The sequence below is a fragment of the Sporosarcina sp. P17b genome (assembly GCF_002743115.1).
Taxonomy (GTDB): Bacteria; Bacillota; Bacilli; order Bacillales_A; family Planococcaceae; genus Sporosarcina; species Sporosarcina ureae_C.
This window is the reverse complement of sequence record NZ_PDYP01000004.1, coordinates 275,914-292,819: the sequence shown is the minus strand read 5'-3', so window position 1 is coordinate 292,819 and position 16,906 is coordinate 275,914. Positions and strand designations below refer to the sequence as shown.

General features: G+C 40.9%; 13 protein-coding genes. 2 read left to right on the top strand and 11 right to left on the bottom strand.

The genetic code is table 11. The features are described 5' to 3' along the window. Positions 1–98 precede the first annotated feature (98 nt). The 10 genes from CSV76_RS07135 to CSV76_RS07090 form a co-directional block, all read right to left on the bottom strand. A complete protein-coding gene (locus tag CSV76_RS07135; RefSeq protein WP_099625105.1) occupies positions 99–1,724 on the bottom strand; it encodes an amidohydrolase in 1,626 nt (541 codons plus the stop codon). A 39-nt stretch (positions 1,725–1,763) separates the two neighbouring features. Then, the gene (locus CSV76_RS07130; protein WP_085428264.1) at positions 1,764–3,227 is read right to left on the bottom strand and encodes a sodium:solute symporter family protein; all 1,464 of its coding nucleotides are present in this window, start codon (positions 3,225–3,227) and stop codon (positions 1,764–1,766) included. Then, positions 3,227–3,451 (bottom strand): hypothetical protein, encoded by a 225-nt coding sequence (locus CSV76_RS07125; protein ID WP_085428263.1) that lies wholly within the window; start codon positions 3,449–3,451, stop codon positions 3,227–3,229. The genes CSV76_RS07130 and CSV76_RS07125 overlap by 1 nt, the downstream gene beginning before the upstream one ends. Positions 3,452–3,486: 35 nt before the next feature. After that, a complete protein-coding gene (locus CSV76_RS07120; RefSeq protein WP_099625104.1) occupies positions 3,487–4,740 on the bottom strand; it encodes a M20 family metallo-hydrolase in 1,254 nt (417 codons plus the stop codon). Between the two features lie 264 nt (positions 4,741–5,004). Further along, entirely contained in the window at positions 5,005–5,940 is a 936-nt protein-coding gene (gene rbsB, locus CSV76_RS07115; protein WP_099625103.1) for a ribose ABC transporter substrate-binding protein RbsB, read from the bottom strand. Positions 5,941–5,955: 15 nt separating this feature from the next. After that, positions 5,956–6,897 carry a ribose ABC transporter permease gene (gene rbsC / locus CSV76_RS07110; protein WP_085428260.1) on the bottom strand — a complete coding sequence of 314 codons (942 nt, stop codon included), beginning with the start codon at positions 6,895–6,897 and terminating at the stop codon, positions 5,956–5,958. Further along, positions 6,884–8,380, bottom strand: a complete 1,497-nt coding sequence (locus CSV76_RS07105; protein WP_085428259.1) for a sugar ABC transporter ATP-binding protein — start codon at positions 8,378–8,380, stop codon at positions 6,884–6,886. The genes rbsC and CSV76_RS07105 overlap by 14 nt, the downstream gene beginning before the upstream one ends. A 16-nt stretch (positions 8,381–8,396) precedes the next feature. Continuing rightward, a complete protein-coding gene (gene rbsD / locus CSV76_RS07100; RefSeq protein ID WP_099625102.1) occupies positions 8,397–8,786 on the bottom strand; it encodes a D-ribose pyranase in 390 nt (129 codons plus the stop codon). Beyond that, on the bottom strand, positions 8,783–9,661 hold the full coding sequence (rbsK, locus tag CSV76_RS07095) for a ribokinase (RefSeq protein WP_085428257.1): 879 nt from the start codon (positions 9,659–9,661) through the stop codon (positions 8,783–8,785). Before rbsK ends, rbsD begins: the two co-directional genes overlap by 4 nt. Then, positions 9,661–10,638: a LacI family DNA-binding transcriptional regulator gene (locus CSV76_RS07090; RefSeq protein WP_085428256.1), complete on the bottom strand. Its 978-nt coding sequence runs from the start codon at positions 10,636–10,638 to the stop codon at positions 9,661–9,663. Before CSV76_RS07090 ends, rbsK begins: the two co-directional genes overlap by 1 nt. A 392-nt stretch (positions 10,639–11,030) precedes the next feature. Between CSV76_RS07090 and CSV76_RS07085 the strand changes: the two genes are divergently transcribed. Both CSV76_RS07085 and CSV76_RS07080 read left to right on the top strand, forming a co-directional pair. Next, positions 11,031–11,360: a GRAM domain-containing protein gene (locus CSV76_RS07085; protein WP_085428254.1), complete on the top strand. Its 330-nt coding sequence runs from the start codon at positions 11,031–11,033 to the stop codon at positions 11,358–11,360. Positions 11,361–11,494: 134 nt separating this feature from the next. After that, a complete protein-coding gene (locus CSV76_RS07080) occupies positions 11,495–13,744 on the top strand; it encodes a DEAD/DEAH box helicase (protein WP_199173041.1) in 2,250 nt (749 codons plus the stop codon). Positions 13,745–13,830: 86 nt separating this feature from the next. Here CSV76_RS07080 and CSV76_RS07075 read toward each other — a convergent pair whose 3' ends face one another. Beyond that, the gene (locus tag CSV76_RS07075) at positions 13,831–16,887 is read right to left on the bottom strand and encodes a YhgE/Pip family protein (RefSeq protein WP_099625101.1); all 3,057 of its coding nucleotides are present in this window, start codon (positions 16,885–16,887) and stop codon (positions 13,831–13,833) included. Positions 16,888–16,906: the final 19 nt, after the last annotated feature.

Below are 16,906 nucleotides of genomic sequence, written 5' to 3'. Positions count from 1 at the left end.
TTACACATAAAAAAGGACTATAGAGTAGCCCCTTCATAAAAGAGCTTTCTATAGTCCTTATTTTGTTGGTACATTAAATATAAAAATGAAGTTACTTCTTATTTCACATAACTGAGGGGCTTTTCATACTCGACTACCCCATCGATGATCGTCATGACCACGGACACATCTTTGATTCTTTCTGTATCCAATGAAAGTATACTTTCATCCAATATAACCAAATCAGCTAATTTCCCGACTTCTATACTACCTTTTATTTTTTCATCAAAACTAGCATAGGCCCCCATATAGGTATAGGCCTTTATCGCATCTTGCACACTTACTCGTTGGCTGACTCCTACATCCTGTCCTGAAATAGATTTTCTATTGACAGCTGCATGGATGCCAAGAAGTGGATTATGATCTACTACTGGTGTATCAGAAGCGAATGCAAATGGAATTCCTTTTTCTAAGTAATCATTTGCGGGATACATTACATTTACACGATCCCCAAAGTTTTTAATATAGGAATCACCATTCGCGTAGATGAAAGCTGGATTAGGAATAATGACAACTCCTAATTCCTTCATTCGATCTTGAAGATCAGGGCTCGCAATCCCCGCATGTTCAATGCGGTGGCGGTGATCAGAACGCGGATTTTCATTTAATGCATTTTCTATACAGTTCAGCAACATTTCAATCGCTCTATCTCCTTGAGCGTGAGCAGTGATTTGATAACCTTTGCGATGTGCTTCCCCAAGTATTTCATTCATTCTATCCTGTTCATAATACAGTATGCCTGTATCTGTTGGATCACTATCGTATGGCTCGCGAGTGGCTAATGTTGGTCCTGTACTACTGCCATCTGTAAAGAGTTTAGCCGGTCCAATTTTGAGCCACTCATCGCCATCTCCAGTTACCGCTCCTTCATCGATCATATGTCGAACGAAAGACTCCGAATCCGTCAATGAACCAATGAGAGTATAGACTCTGTTTTTCACATCGCCAGAATCTATTGCTTTTTTAATCAATTGTAAAATATCCGGTCCCCATCCGTAGCTGCCTGCGTCATGGAGACTAGTGATACCAGATTCCACGAATACTTGTGATGCTAGCTTTAGTCCTTGTGCAATTTCCTCTTCGCTATAATCTGCTACGCTGAATAATTGCATATGTGCGTTTTCAATCATTTTCCCTGTCAAGTCACCTGATGAATCTCGTTCTATTTCTCCGCCAGCTGGATTCACAGTTTCTCTTGTAATCCCTGCAAGCTCCATTGCTTTGCTATTTGCAATAGACGTATGATTACATACTCTAATAATCACTATTGGATGTTCAGTGGAAATCGCGTCAAGCTCCTGTATAGTAGGAAAACGCTCCTCCTTCACAGCACTTTCATTAAAACTCGTCACACGAATCCATTCACCCTTAGGAGTGGATGTAGCACGTTTTTTAATTTCAGCAAACAAATCTTCCAAGGAATGAATGTCAGGACTTGCACAACTAATACCTAGTAAGTTTGTTCCATAGATAGTCAGGTGCAAGTGCGGATCTATAAACCCTGGGAGGAGAGATTTGCCTTCCAAATCAATAACCCTAGTCTCTTCTCCAATATAACATTCTATCTCATCGTTCTTGCCTACAGCGACAATAATATGATCTTTCACCGCCACGGCTTCTGCAATAGTTTCGTTTTGATCAACTGTCAGTACTTCTCCATTAGTAAATACTATGTCTGCGTGCATAATTAGCCACCTCTCCAAATTTAAATGAACATATGATAGTTAGCTGCGAAGATAAATGTCTTCCTCTTCATTCCCAGCAGTCTTCGTAAATAGACTTACAACTATCATGATGATCACATTAGCAATCAATCCAATGATTCCGGCATGCATTCCAAATGGTGTGGATTCTGCGACCAATTGGAAGTAGAAATTCAACGCCGCTCCCACTACTAGTCCGCTGATGACGCCAGCTGCGGTAGCACGTCTCCAATATAACGCACTATACACACCTGGTGCGAATTGAACGATCGCCCCATAAGCACCTAATAGCAAGACAATTAATCCTTGCCCACCAAAAATCGTGATAATATATGCCAATCCACCGATTACAAAGACACCTACGCGCATGATAGTCAATACCGTCTTATCAGGCAGATCTTTAAATATAGCGCGAATAATCCCATCTGTCGTTTCCAGTGTAGCATTGTGTGTAATCGCATCAGCAGATGACATCGCAGCAGCAAGTGCACCCGCACCAACTAATCCATATACCCAGCCTGGCAAATTCATGACAGTTGTGATTAAGAATGGTAGAATCTGATCCGCACTTTCAATCAAGTTCGCATCTACAATTCCTTTAGCCGCAAATCCTACTAGCAATAGTGGTACTAGGAATAATGCGAAAATCGGATAAACCAGAACCGTTTTCTTTATGACTCTAGGACCTGTCGCATAAGATTTTGTGAATAGATGCGGCCACATAAGAAATCCGATTACAGAGACTAGAATAGTAGTCGTGAATGGTATAGTCCCCATATTTGACCCTTCTTTTCCAATCTGTAAAAATTCAGGTGTTTCTGTAGCGATATTCGTGAACATCACACCAACTGAATCATGCAACTGATTTACTATAGCCAATCCTACGACCCATGAAATGATAATCATCAATAGTCCCTGGAATACGTCTGACCAAGCTGCAGCACGCAATCCTCCTGTTGCTACATAGACAACAACAATGCCATATGCAAGGAGTCCTCCCAGCCAAAATGGAATTCGCCCTTCAGTCATGATGTTAAAGATATGTGCCATTCCAGTCAGTTGAGTAGCTAAGTATTGTATGGATGCTAGTAAAGCAAGTACACCAACAATAATACCGAGCCATCTACTTTTATATCGAATTCTCAAAAAGGATGAAAGCGTATACAAATTAAACTTTTTACCGATCTTAGATATCTTAGGTCCGATGATATACCAAGGAAGAATCGCAAAAGCTGTATAGATGATAATATAATAAGCAGGGGCTCCTTTTTCATATGCCCAACCTGGTGCACCTAAGAATGAGAAGGCGCTAAATACAGCTCCACCCATCAAGAACCACATAACGATTAACCCTAATTTACCTCCTGCAACAGCAAACTCATCTAGAGAACTGGAATCTTGCCCTTTACCTGCCCACACCCCGACTACTAATGCAATAACTAAGTAACCCACCATAATGATTAATGCGATTAGCCAATTTTCCATTATTCATCACCTTCTTCCAACGCGCGATCTGGATCAAATTGATGCAGTATGATTATTGCAACAAACGTAAGTAGTATAACTAAGATAATATAGAAGAATGAAAAGGGAAGTCCCATAACTATTGGCGTTGCTCGATTAGCTAGCTCAAACAACGGAAATATTAGCAATAGAAAAGGGATAGTAACAGTAATAACATAAATGGTATTAAACTTTTTCCTACTCATTGAATTCCTCCATCAATACTTTATTTTGTAATCTATTACTTTTGACAAGCCATTCTAAATACGGTCTTATAGAGTAATTCTGCTCCTAATGCAATATCTTCTGGTGAACTATACTCCTTTGGATTGTGACTTATACCATCTTTGGAGCGAACAAAAATCATTCCATAATCACATACATAGGACATTTGAAGTGAATCATGAAATGGTCCACTCATTAACTCAGGTGGTGTTAAACCCATTTCACTACTTTCTTCTCGCATGATTTGCATAATGTTTTCGTTGCAGAATCGTGGCTCGTTCCTCGTATCTTCACTGATTTTATAGGTCAAGCCGTGTTCTTCTGCAATTTCATCTATATGCTGTCGTAAAACTTTCTCGATTTTATCACGTCTATTCTCATCAATATCACGAAGATCTACAGTGAAAGTAACTTTTTCGGGAATGATATTGCGGGAATCAGGAAATACTTGCAAGCTTCCTACAGTACTAACGGTCGGTGCCTCAGGAATTTCTTGTGCTAATTCATTTAATTTTACAATGACTTTAGCAGCGCCAACTAATGCATCTTGCCGCATCGACATAGGAACAGATCCAGCATGTCCTGCAAGCCCCTCCATTTCAACCGTCATCCATAACGGACCTGAGATGCCTGTCACAATACCAATCGGCTCATCTTTTGCTTCTAGCACAGGCCCTTGTTCAATATGTAGTTCTAAAAATGCTGCGATCTTTGAAGTATCTATTAGACATTCTGTAAACTTTGATGGATCCGCTCCAAATTCAATGAGTGCCTCACGCCTAGTCATACCTGTCTTATCCTGACGATCTAGTTCTCCTTCTTCTAGCTTATCTAGGATGCCTCTAACACCAAATAATCCTTTATTGAAACGAGAACCCTCTTCATCAGCAAAGGCAATTAAAATAATAGGGATCTCGGGTATGATTTTATCTTCATAAAAAGATTCCAGTACTTCTAATGCCCCCATCACGCCGAGCGCACCATCATATCTTCCACCGTATGGCTGTGAATCTATATGAGAGCCTATGACTAATGCTGGCGCATCATTTGCTAATCCATCCATTCTGCCAATCAAGTTTCCAAAATGATCAATTGTTGTATGCAATCCTATTCCATCCATATACTTTTTAACGTGTAAGACAGCTTGTTTATCTTCAGGTGAATGTGCGAGTCTTGATACCCCTGTCGAACCGATTTTACCTATCTCTGCTAAACTTTGAAGATTATCATTCAATCTACCTGCATTAATCGATTTTGATAACGCTTTCATTTCAACACTCCTTCAACCTTATAATTCTATTCCAGCTCTATTATTGATTATATATTCAAATCTGTCTATGCTCACTTGACATAGTGTAAATATTTCGAATATAAAGACATACAAATAGTCTAATCTTTTTACTTTTAAATTAAATCTGTTTTTACAAGTAGAGTAGTCATTGAGACAATGAGTTGTCAAAGCAGGATTAATACTTTATTTCGCAAAAAAACTCCCCAGCCATAATTATAGCTGGGGAGCTTCTCTAAACTATACTTACTCTTTAATTAACTCTAACTCAACTGGAATGTCCGCTTCTACGTCCTCGCCATTTAGCGTAGCAACCGCCGCTTCCATTGCCTTCTTCCCGATTTCCTCAGGCTTCTGTGCAACCGTCGCTGACAACTTGCCATCTTGAACAGACTTGACTGCGTCGTCCGTAGCGTCGAATCCAATTACTTGAATATCTTTACCAGCCGACTGAATCGCTTCCAATGCACCTAGCGCCATCTCATCATTATGTGCAAATACACCTTTGATGTCTGGATTTGCTTGCAAAATATTTTCCATAACCGTCAATCCTTCTGCGCGGTTAAAGTTCGCTGTTTGTTTTGCAACAATATTTACTTTACCTTCTACCGCTTCGTTAAAGCCGGCTCCACGGTCACGTGCTGCCGATGACCCTGCGATACCTTCAAGCTCTGCTACTTGTGCATTATCTTCGCCAAGTAACTCAAGCATATATTCTCCTGCCAACACGCCGCCTGCTTTATTATCCGACGCGATGTGGGAAACCACTTCTCCACCTTCTGCACTACGGTCTACTGTAATGACCGGAATGTTCGAGCTGTTAGCTGATTCTACTGCAGATACAACCGCTTCAGAATCTGTCGGGTTGATGATCAGTAAATCTACACCTTGTTGAATTAAATCTTCTACATCACTTGCTTGTTTAGATGCGTCATCTTGTGCATCTACTACTATAACTTCTGAACCTGAATCTTTTGCTTGCTCCTTCACTCCGTCACTCAATGTTACGAAGAACGGGTTGTTCAACGTGGATACAGAAAGACCGATCTTATATGCTTTGTCCCCGTCTTTTGCTGCATCTTCTTTGTTATCTGATGAAGATTCTGAACCCGGCTGATCCAACGAACAAGCTGCCAGTACGAACACGACTGCCATAAGCAATAACCATTTAATATTCTTCATACACTTCTCATCTCCTTATGCTGTTTTTTTGCGATCCAAGAGCACTGCGATTAATATAACTGCACCCTTTACGACCTGTTGGAAGAAAGAGGATACGCCAATCAAATTCAAACCATTGTTCAATACACCAATAATCAATGCACCGACTAATGTACCAACAATCCAACCACGACCGCCAGTCAAGCTAGTCCCACCAAGTACTACGGCAGCGATGGCATCGAGTTCGAACATATTACCAGCTGTCGGCTGCGCGGAATTCAAGCGTGATGTCAAAATTAATGCAGCAATGGCCGTCAATCCACCCGCCAATGAATACACATAAATTTTGATTCGATCGACGTTGATTCCAGAAAGACGTGACGCTTCTTCGTTGCCACCTACCGCATAGACGCGGCGTCCAAACGTTGTTTTCTTCAATATGAAGTACAGCACCGCAAAGGAGATAGCCATCGTAACGACCGGAACGGGAATACCTAGAATATATCCTTTACCGAGCATTTGGAAAGTGAATGAATCACCAAGTCCTGAAATCGGTCGGCCTTCAGTATAGACCAACGTTAATCCGCGGAAAATGGTCATAGTCGCAAGTGTTGCAATAAATGGTGCGACCTTACCTTTCGCAATGATCAATCCGTTAATTGCACCGAGCAGAACACCCAATAATACACCGAGTAGCATAGCCAAAATTGGATCCATACCGCCCGACATCATGCCAGCTGTTACAGCACCCGTTAGCGCGAGAATCGATCCGACCGACAAATCGATTCCGCCTGTCAAAATGACAAACGTCATCCCGAACGCAATCAAGGCGTTAATTGAAACTTGACGCAATACGTTGAACAAGTTGTTCAACGTTAAAAAGCTTGGACTCATAACTGAAATAATGACAATGATCAAAAGTAAACCAATGACCGGCCCCAATTTCTGTATGGACGATTTCATATTAGTTTTGGACAACTTTGTCACCTCCTGTTGCAAAATGCATAATCCGTTCCTGTGTCATTTCTTCTTTTGGCAAGTTGGCCATCAACTGGCCTTCGTGCATGACGAGCACGCGGTCCGCCATACCGATCACTTCTGGTAGTTCAGATGAAATCATCACAATCGCAACTCCACGCTCAGCCAACTCATTGATGATGCTGTAAATTTCTTTCTTCGCTCCAACATCGACGCCTCTTGTCGGTTCATCCAAGAATAGAATATCCGGCTCAATCCCAAGCCATTTCGCGATAACTACCTTTTGCTGGTTACCACCGCTCAACGACTTGACGCTTTGTTCAGGTCCAGATGTGCGAACACCGAGACGTTGAGACATCGTGTCATACAACTGATTTTCTTTCGTTCGTTGAATGACTCCTGAGTTAGAAATACGATTGAAATTGGTCAGGCACATATTTTCTCGTACCGAAAATTCAAGAATTAACCCTTCAGATTTCCGGTCTTCCGTAACGTATCCGATCCCAAGCTTTTTCGCTTGTAAAGGATTCGAAATCACTACATGCTTTCCATCAATGAAAACTTTACCTGCAGTTGGCTTCTTAAAGCCGAAAATAGATTGAATCACTTCCGTACGCCCGGCACCCATCAATCCGGCAATACCGACGATTTCACCTTTTCGCACTTCAAATGATACATCTTCAAAATAGTCACTGCGCGAGAGGTTTTCTACTTTCAATTTCACATCGCCTATTTCACAAGCACGTGCTGGGAATCGTTCACCCAATTCACGTCCGACCATCATCTGGACGATTTCTTCAAACGTCGTATCTTTAATATTTCGAACACCGACGTATTGACCGTCTCGCAAAATGGTAATGCGGTCGCACATCGCGAAAATCTCTTCCATGCGGTGAGATATATAAACGAATGAAACGCCTTCTGCCTGCAATGCGCGAACCGTTTTAAATAACGTTTCGATTTCACGATCCGTCAGTGCTGCAGTCGGCTCATCCATCACAATCAGTTCGGCATTAGAAGAAACCGCCTTCGCAATTTCAATAATCTGCTGTTTACCGACAGACAATTCACGCGTGATGGTACGTGCATCAACATTCAATCCTAACTTCGATAGAATCTCTTCCGCTTGACGATTCATTTCCTTCGTCTTCAAAATTCCAGTCTTGCCAAACGTCTTTTCTTTACCTAAATAAAAGTTCTCCGCAACGGTTAAGTCAGGTAAAATATTAAGCTCTTGGTGAATAACCGCAATGCCTGCAGCCTCAGCTTCTTTAGCACTTTTGAACTCTACTTTCTCACCTTTGACGTAGATCTCACCTGAATCACGCGTATAAATCCCTGTCAAAATCTTCATCATCGTAGATTTCCCTGCACCATTCTCGCCCATAAGCGCATGGATTTCACCTTTCACCACATTAAACTCCACATTATCGAGTACTTTATTTCCATTAAAACTTTTCGATATTCCGCTCATCGCAATCATCTCTGCTCACCCACTTTCAGAATATGACGCCCGACTGCACGATAATATTGGCGTAAGGTGTCGCTTCTCCTGTACGAATAATTACTTTCGATAGACTTGATTGTTCTTTCAATTGCTCATGTGTCAGCTCATCTATCGGACATTCTAACTCTTTGATTTTACTGTATACTTTAGAGTTCTCCGCTTTTATTTCACCAGCAATATATACTTTTTCTACTTGAAAGTCTTGTAATAGTTCAGTTAGTACTTCAGTGAATGAAGGTTTTCCGAGTGTATACGAAAGATCGATACACGGAACACCTTCTGGAATTGGTAGACCGCAATCGGCTATCGTTAGTTGATCAGTGTGACCCATCTTAGCGAGCACAGCCGCAATATCACGATTGATCATACCTTGCTTTTTCATCGCCTTTCCTCCAAACGCGCTTTCACTTCTTCAAATGAAGGCATGCCACCTTGTGCGCCAAACTTCTCTACGGAAAGCGATGCCGCTGCATTCGCAAAACGAACTGCTTGTTCCAATTCCATGCCGGTTACAATTCCATGGGCAAGCGCTCCGTTAAACGTATCACCTGCGCCTGTTGTATCCACGACATTTGTCTTAAAGCTCTCTACAATCACATGCTTTTCTCCATCAAAGAATCGTGCGCCGTCGCTACCTAGCGTAATAATCAAACGGTTCGGATACTTTTCTAATGCACTCACCATATCCATGCCAAAGATCTGCTCACATTCCGTTTCATTCGGCGTCAAATACTTGATCGATGGCATCATATCCAGCTCAAAGCCTCGTGCTGGTGCAGGATTTAACATCACGGGAATATTGAGTGCTTGGCATTTCGCCAACGCATAGATAACGGTCGGAATAGGGATTTCCAATTGAAGCATCACCAGTTTACTGCGCTTGATGAGTTCCTCAATTTCGTCAATATAACTAGGCATCAACGAAGAATTGGCGCCTGGAACGACGATAATCCGATTATCTCCTTCCGACAGTAAAATATTCGCAATACCGGAAGCTCCTTCAACCACACGAACACCTGTGACACCGACTTTGTTTTGCTCTAGATTATTCAATATACTCGTACCGAACATATCATTCCCTACACAAGCCGCCATATGCGTTTCGCTACCTAGTCGCGCTGCCGCAATTGCCTGATTCGCGCCTTTTCCACCCGGCACCGTATCGAAGACATTTCCAAGAACCGTCTCTCCTTGATCCGGAAAATTCTCCGTGCCGACTACCAAATCCATATTGGCACTGCCAATGACCGTTATCATCACGTCTCACTCCTTGTCGTCTCACGAATGAGCAACTCTGCCGGAATTAGTACTTCACGCTCCGTCAGCTCGTGCCCTTCAATTAATTTAATAAGCATTCTTGCCGCCATCGCACCAATTTTGTATAAGTCCTGAGCAACCGTTGTTAGACCTGGCGTTAATTGGCTCGCTAGCATCGTTCCGTCATATCCTACGATTTGAAGCTGATCCGGTACGTGTATGCCTAAAGAATACGCAGCCTTCATTGCACCTGCCGCGGTGACATCACTACTCGCAAAAATCCCATCGATCGGTACATCTTGCAACACCTTCTTGACCATCGTCTCAGCTATTTCAAAATGGAACGGACATTCAATAATATGTGTTTCTATATCTTTCCCGTTCACAGCATCATTGAACCCAGCAAATCGATCATCTGCAGGACCTAATCCCGATGGCCCTCGCATGCAAAGAATATTTTTACAGCCACTCTGTAATAAATGCTCCGTTCCAATGCGTGCACCTTCGCGGTTATCCGTCGCAATATACGGAATCGACGAATGAATTCTGCGGTCAATCGCTACGATCGGAACGTCCAAACCGGTGTAATGTTCAGCCTCTACATGACTCGTCGCCACAATAAAACCGGCTACATATTTCTGCTGAAGCGTTCGGACATAATTAATTTCCTTTTCCAAGTCTTCATCTGAATTGCATAGGATGACAGTATATCCATAAGCTAACGCGATATCTTCTATCGCACGTGCAAGTTCCGGAAAAAATGGATTGACGATATCTGGCACAATCAACCCAATAAACGTCGATTGCTTCGTGCTAAGCGAGCGCGCGATCATGCTTGGCTCATAGTTCAATTCCTCAACGGCTTTGCCAATGACTCGTTTCGCTTCTTCACTTATGTATCCTTTATTATTTAAATAACGTGAAACAGTCGCTACTGAAACCCCTGCATGTTGCGCGACATCCCGTATATTAGCCAACTATTCCACCTACAATCTATCGATATGTAACCGGTAACACATTCATATGTGGTACCGGTTACACATAATGATAACAGACAAGGTTTTTTAGTGTCAATGGGGAAATAGAGCGGGCGCGGACTCGCATAGAGCGGATATCCCGGCCAATAGAGCGGTCGCGGACTCGCATTGAGCGGATAACGCGGTGGATAGAGCGATCACAGACTTACATAGAGCGAATAGCGCACATGATAGAGCGAACCCGGACCAGCATAGAGCGGATACCACATCAAATAGAGCAACTACCCCCACTCACCTCTTCGCTAAAAGAATCAACATCACTTGTTTATACATATTTATATAGGTAAAATGGAAATGGAGTCTTCGTTACTATCCATAAAGGAGAGATCGGTATGATAGTTTCTCATGAAAATGAAAATGTCCTATATGAAATTCCGGTAGATTTACGCAAAAGCATAGATTACGTTAGTGGGGATTTATTTATTACAGATCAACGCTTTCTTTTCCAGCCACGAAATATGCATTTTAAAAGAGACGCGATGGAATTTACTATTCAGGATATCAATAATATTGATTCGTCATATGTATTAGGCATCGTACCGAATGGCATTACCGTAGAGTTGAATGACGGCACTACGAACACATTCGTGTTGGAGAGTACATTGTTCGTCAAGTGTGATGATATTATCAAAACCGTTTGGAGTTTAATGGAGAACAGGTAAAGTGGCTAATGTTATATGTTGTATATAAAAAGTCATTGCATTGAATATTCAAAACCCTCTTGTATTTAATCTAATTTTCTTAGTAAACTAAGTATAGCGAATTACTGAATTAAAATATAAGAGGTGCATTGTTTATGAAGAAGTCTGAACGAGAATTGAATCTTGAACTAGAAAAACTTCATACAGAAAATAAATACTTAAAAATGATAGTACAGAACCATTTACCTGCATTTCAGATTAAAGAATCTACCAGTTTAGTTACCGATACTTCGACCGCACAAGAAAAGGTTCAGTTATTTCAAAGTTTATTTCGAGGTAGAATGGATGTTTATGCAACTCGATGGGATTTAGATAATGGAAAGAGCGGATATTCACCAGCTCGTAAGAATAAAGCCTACATCCCTCTTACCGATCAAACTGTTTACGACCATTTAAGTGGGAAGCACGTTGTCGGTTTATATCCATTGTTAATAGATAACTCTTGTTGGTTTCTTGTAGTCGACTTTGATAAAAAAAATTGGCAAGACGATGTATTAGCGTTCGTAAATATCTGCAGAAATATTCAGCTTCCTATTAGCATTGAAAGATCTCGTTCTGGTAATGGAGCGCATGTATGGATTTTCTTTTCAGAAGCCTTACCTTCTTCATTAGCTCGCACCCTTGGCAAAACACTTATTAACTATGTCGATAAGAACACAACAGCTAAATTAAAGTCTTTTGACCGTTTGTTTCCAAGCCAGGACTTCCTTAAAAACAATAATAGTTTAGGGAACCTAATCGCATTACCTTTACAACGCTATGCCCGGGATGTAGGCAATAGCGTTTTTGTTAATGATAACTTTCAACCATTTGAAGATCAGTGGCTATACCTATCTTGCCTAAATAAAGTAGACGAGAATGCTATGAATAACTATTTGAAACTACTTAATGTACGGAATAATATTAGTAAATCTATTAAAGAGCAGAGCGCGTTAAAAGTCATTAAAAAGAATGGCATTCATTTCAAGCTAGAAGATCTTTCTGATTCACTTACTTCACAACTCGAAAACTTAGCTACTTTTGGAAATCCTGAATATTTTAAAGCAAAAGCTAAACGATTATCTACCTATATCATCCCTCCCCTCATTGAAAGTTTCGATAAGACTACTACCCACTTAATTCTTCCTAGGGGATGCGAACAAGCTATTCAAGATTTACTAACATCTAAAGGTATTAAAGTAGACTGGGCAAATGAACGCTTTTTAGGTCATCCAATAGAAACACACTTCTCTGGAACTTTATCTCCACAACAGTTGGATGCGCTAAAACAGCTGAAAGAAAATGATAGCGGAATTCTAGCAGCCACTACAGGATTCGGAAAAACAGTAACAGCCGCAGCTTTGATTGCTGACCAAAAAGTCAATACACTTATTATAGTCAATCGAAAACAACTACTAAATCAGTGGATTGATCAACTCTCAATATTCTTGAACTTATCACATAAGGAAATAGGACAATTTGGTGGTGGAAAACAAGTAGCTACTGGAAATATTGATGTAGCAACAATACAAACTCTAACTTCTAAAGGTATTAATCCTATCATTACTCAATATGGACAGATCATAGTAGATGAATGTCATCATTTATCAGCATATACTTCAGAAAAACTGATGAAAATGGTTCGAGCAAAATATGTTTATGGCCTGACTGCTACACCTACACGTAGGGATGGACTTCACCCAATAATCACCATGCAATGCGGACCAATCTTATATAAAACTGATGCTAAAGAACAGGCTCTCATACGACCTTTCCATCATCTAATCTATGAAAGAAAAACTTCATATAAAACTAAATCTGAAAGCATACAGCAAATGTACAATGAAATTGCAGTGGACGATAAGCGAAATCGACTTATTTTCGATGACGTACTTTTAGCATTAGAAGATGGTAGGACACCATTAATTCTAACCGAAAGAGTTAACCATGTTAAAATACTACATGACTTGCTCAAGGGCTTCTCAAAAAATATTGTTATTCTTTCAGGAGAACTATCAAAAAAGGAACAAGAACGAGCATTGAACATGATTCGTAATTTACCAAGTGAAGATGAATTAGTAATTATTGCGACTGGCAAGTATATTGGTGAAGGATTTGATTTACCTCGATTAGATGCATTATTTTTAACTATGCCTATCTCCTGGAAAGGTCTTCTTACTCAATATGTAGGAAGATTACATCGTAACTATTCCGAAAAGCAAGAAGTACGTGTGTATGACTATATTGACCAAAAGGTTCCCATTCTAATAAATATGGCCAAGAAGCGATCAAAAGGATTTCGAGATATGGGTTATGTTAATGGAATCGATGACAAGAATAATTCTCAACAAATGAAGCTATTCTAACGGATTTTATTCTATAAAGTTTAGATACACGTAAAAAGGCTGCATGAAAAGTTATTAATAACTTTCCATGCAGCCTTTATTTATCATCACATCACAATATTACTTTCCTTCGCTTTCTCAATAAACTTATCACTCGATTTATTAAAGAATTTCTTCAATCCTATTCCCACACCTAGCGATAATGCGAAATAGATGAACAGGTAGAGAATTTGTTTCCAAGCCACCGCCCAGATAATGCCCCCAATGGATTCACGCAATAAAGTGATTGCATGGGTGAACGGCATGAATGCAGAAATGCGTTGGAAGAATTCGGGTGCCATCTGGATCGGGAATGTTCCGCCTGACGCACCGAGCTGCATGACCATCAAAATAATCGCGATGACTTTTCCAGTGTTACCAAATACGGATACGAGTGTGTAGACAATAGTAACGAATACAACACTAATGATCACACCGAATATCACAAATGGCAGCTTATTCACCACATAGACGTCCATGATAAATATCTCACCTAGCGTGACGATCAATGATTGAATCGTCCCGATCCCGGCGAAGATGATTAACCGACCAATATACGTTTGGTAGCTCTTGAACCGTGTTTTCTCACGAATATCCACTTTTAACGTGGATACCATTAACAACGCACCGACCCATAATGATAGCGTTGTATAGAACGGGCTCATTGCGGAACCGTAGTTCGGAATCGGATAGAGCTGGTGCTCATCCAATACTACCGGTTCAGCGAAAAACTTACTAACACCAGTAGGATCTGTTGCGAGAACATCCAATAATCTATCCAAGTCGCCGTCTTCTTCTAATTTGCGGATTTTCTCCGCCATCGTTTCAATCGTTTCACGCGCTTCTGGGAAGTACTTCTCCGCTTTCGCTAAATCCGTTTTCCCTAGCGCAACCCCTGCTTCTGCCTTTTCAAGTGCCGTACGCAAACGTGGAATCCGTCCATTCACTTCATCCAATACGTCGGACACATCATATAAAGCATTTGTTGCATCACGCATCGCCGACTTATACTTTCTTGTCAAATCGCTGTTGACGAAATCAATAGCTTCCCCAACCGAGCGATCCAATTCTCCGGATACGCGATCGACTTCGGCCAAATGTTTCTTACCATTTGCTTTTGATTCATTGATTCGACCAACCAATCCGTCTACAGATGAATTGGCAGATGATAAACTGTCTTGCACCGTTTTGATGCGTTCAATCTCTCCTGAAAGCTTATCGGAATGAATGAACTTCTCTAAATCTGTTAGTCCACTTGTAATTGATCCAATTGCTGACAGCCCATTATCGATACGATCTACCATCGTTTGAAGTACGCCAATCGTAACCTTTGGATCTTCTGCTGTCCCTAACAATCCTGCAAGCTTCTCATCAATTTCTGTCTTTGAGGCTTGGAGTTCATTGAATCGATCACGCAATCCCTCATCAAAAGTCTGCAGTTGTTCAATTGCATCAGTAATCGCCTTTTGGCTATTCGCATCAAATTGATTTCGCGCATCCACAATCTTTTGCTCGCTAGCTTCCAACTGTCCTTTCAATTGATTCAACAACTCAAGACTTGGCTTTTCGCCTTTATTGATGGCGGCTTGCACTTTGTCAATGACTTGTTTAGTCGATACTAACTGTTCTCTTAACGAAACAAATCTCTGTCCCAAACTAGCAATTTTGTCACTACCGGTTACTTTTCCAGCGGCTTCAAGAACTGAAATCACTGTATCCGTTTTACCGATTTGATCTTCAATGGCAGTGGACATACTGTCGAGCTGTTCTTGGAATTGACTGAAATCAATTGACTCCCGCTTATCGATCAAGCCTTGCACAACTTTCTGCGCATTCGTATTCACTTCCGTTGCACGGTCCAGCAAGCTTGTAATATTCACAGAAAGCTCTTTCAACTGCTTCATCAACTTTTCCGTTTGAGGAGACAATATATTTTCATAATTACCTTTGATTTTATCCATATCTTCAGCAAGCTTGTCTGACAGCGCCTGTGTTTGTGTGATCAGATCCGTCGCTGGATTCTTACCACTTTGTAAATCTGAAATGATAGTTTCCAAGTTCTTCTTCAGACGACTTAAATCCGCCACGCTGTCACTCAAAGAACTCTGCAAGTCTTTAATATTGGATGAATCTTTTAAATTCTGATCCTGCTTCTTCAAATAATCATAAATATCATCTAACCTAGCATTTGTATCTTCCAATTTACCTTGCTTATCACGCAGTGAATCGACGATACGATCCACATCTTCCCCTTTACCTGACAATTCACTTGTCAGATCAGGCACTTTACGGAATGCGGTTTGCGCACTCTCCAAGTTGGATGTAATGACCCGCAATGTATTATCCACGGTCTTTTCATTCTCTTGCAACTTGCTGATCAATCGTGCATTCAGTTTTTTCGCATTCGCATGCACCGAATTGACATCGTCCAATACCAGATCCACACGATCAATAGAAGAATCCGCGAAATTTAACCCTTTATCCACTAGCTGCAATTTCGAATAAATGTCGGGAATATCATATTCTAGTTGATAAACTAAATCGCGTAGTTTTTCAATATTGACACGATTGTTTTCCAGTTCCACTCCTAGATTATTGAATACCTTGATCACTGCTTTGTTCGCTTCTTCAACGAACGTGCTATCGATATTCTCTACTATAGCAGATGCGCCCTTGCCTGCTACTTTTGGAGAAATCGCATTAATCTTTTCATTGATATAATAATCCAATGTCGGTTGTTTAATATCGTCTGTAACGATACTGCTTAAATTTTCCGAGAAATTCTTGGGGATGATAATCGCAGCGTAGTAATCGCCGTGCTTAACACCTTTTAAGGCTTCGTCTTTCGTCACGAACTGCCAACCGAGATCATCATTCTTGGTCAGCGAAACGATTACTTCATCTCCGACATTGAATTCCTTACCCTCAATTTCTGCGCCTTGATCTTCACTAACAATCGCTACTGATACGCCTTTCGTATTGGAATATGGATCCCACGAAGCCAGGATGTTCATCCATGCATAGAGCGACGGTAGAAATGCGATGGCCGCAATGACGATGAGCGCTGCTTTATTCTTGAATATATTTCGGAGATCTCGTTTGACTATAAACAATATTTTATTCATCTAGTATAAACCCTCGCTC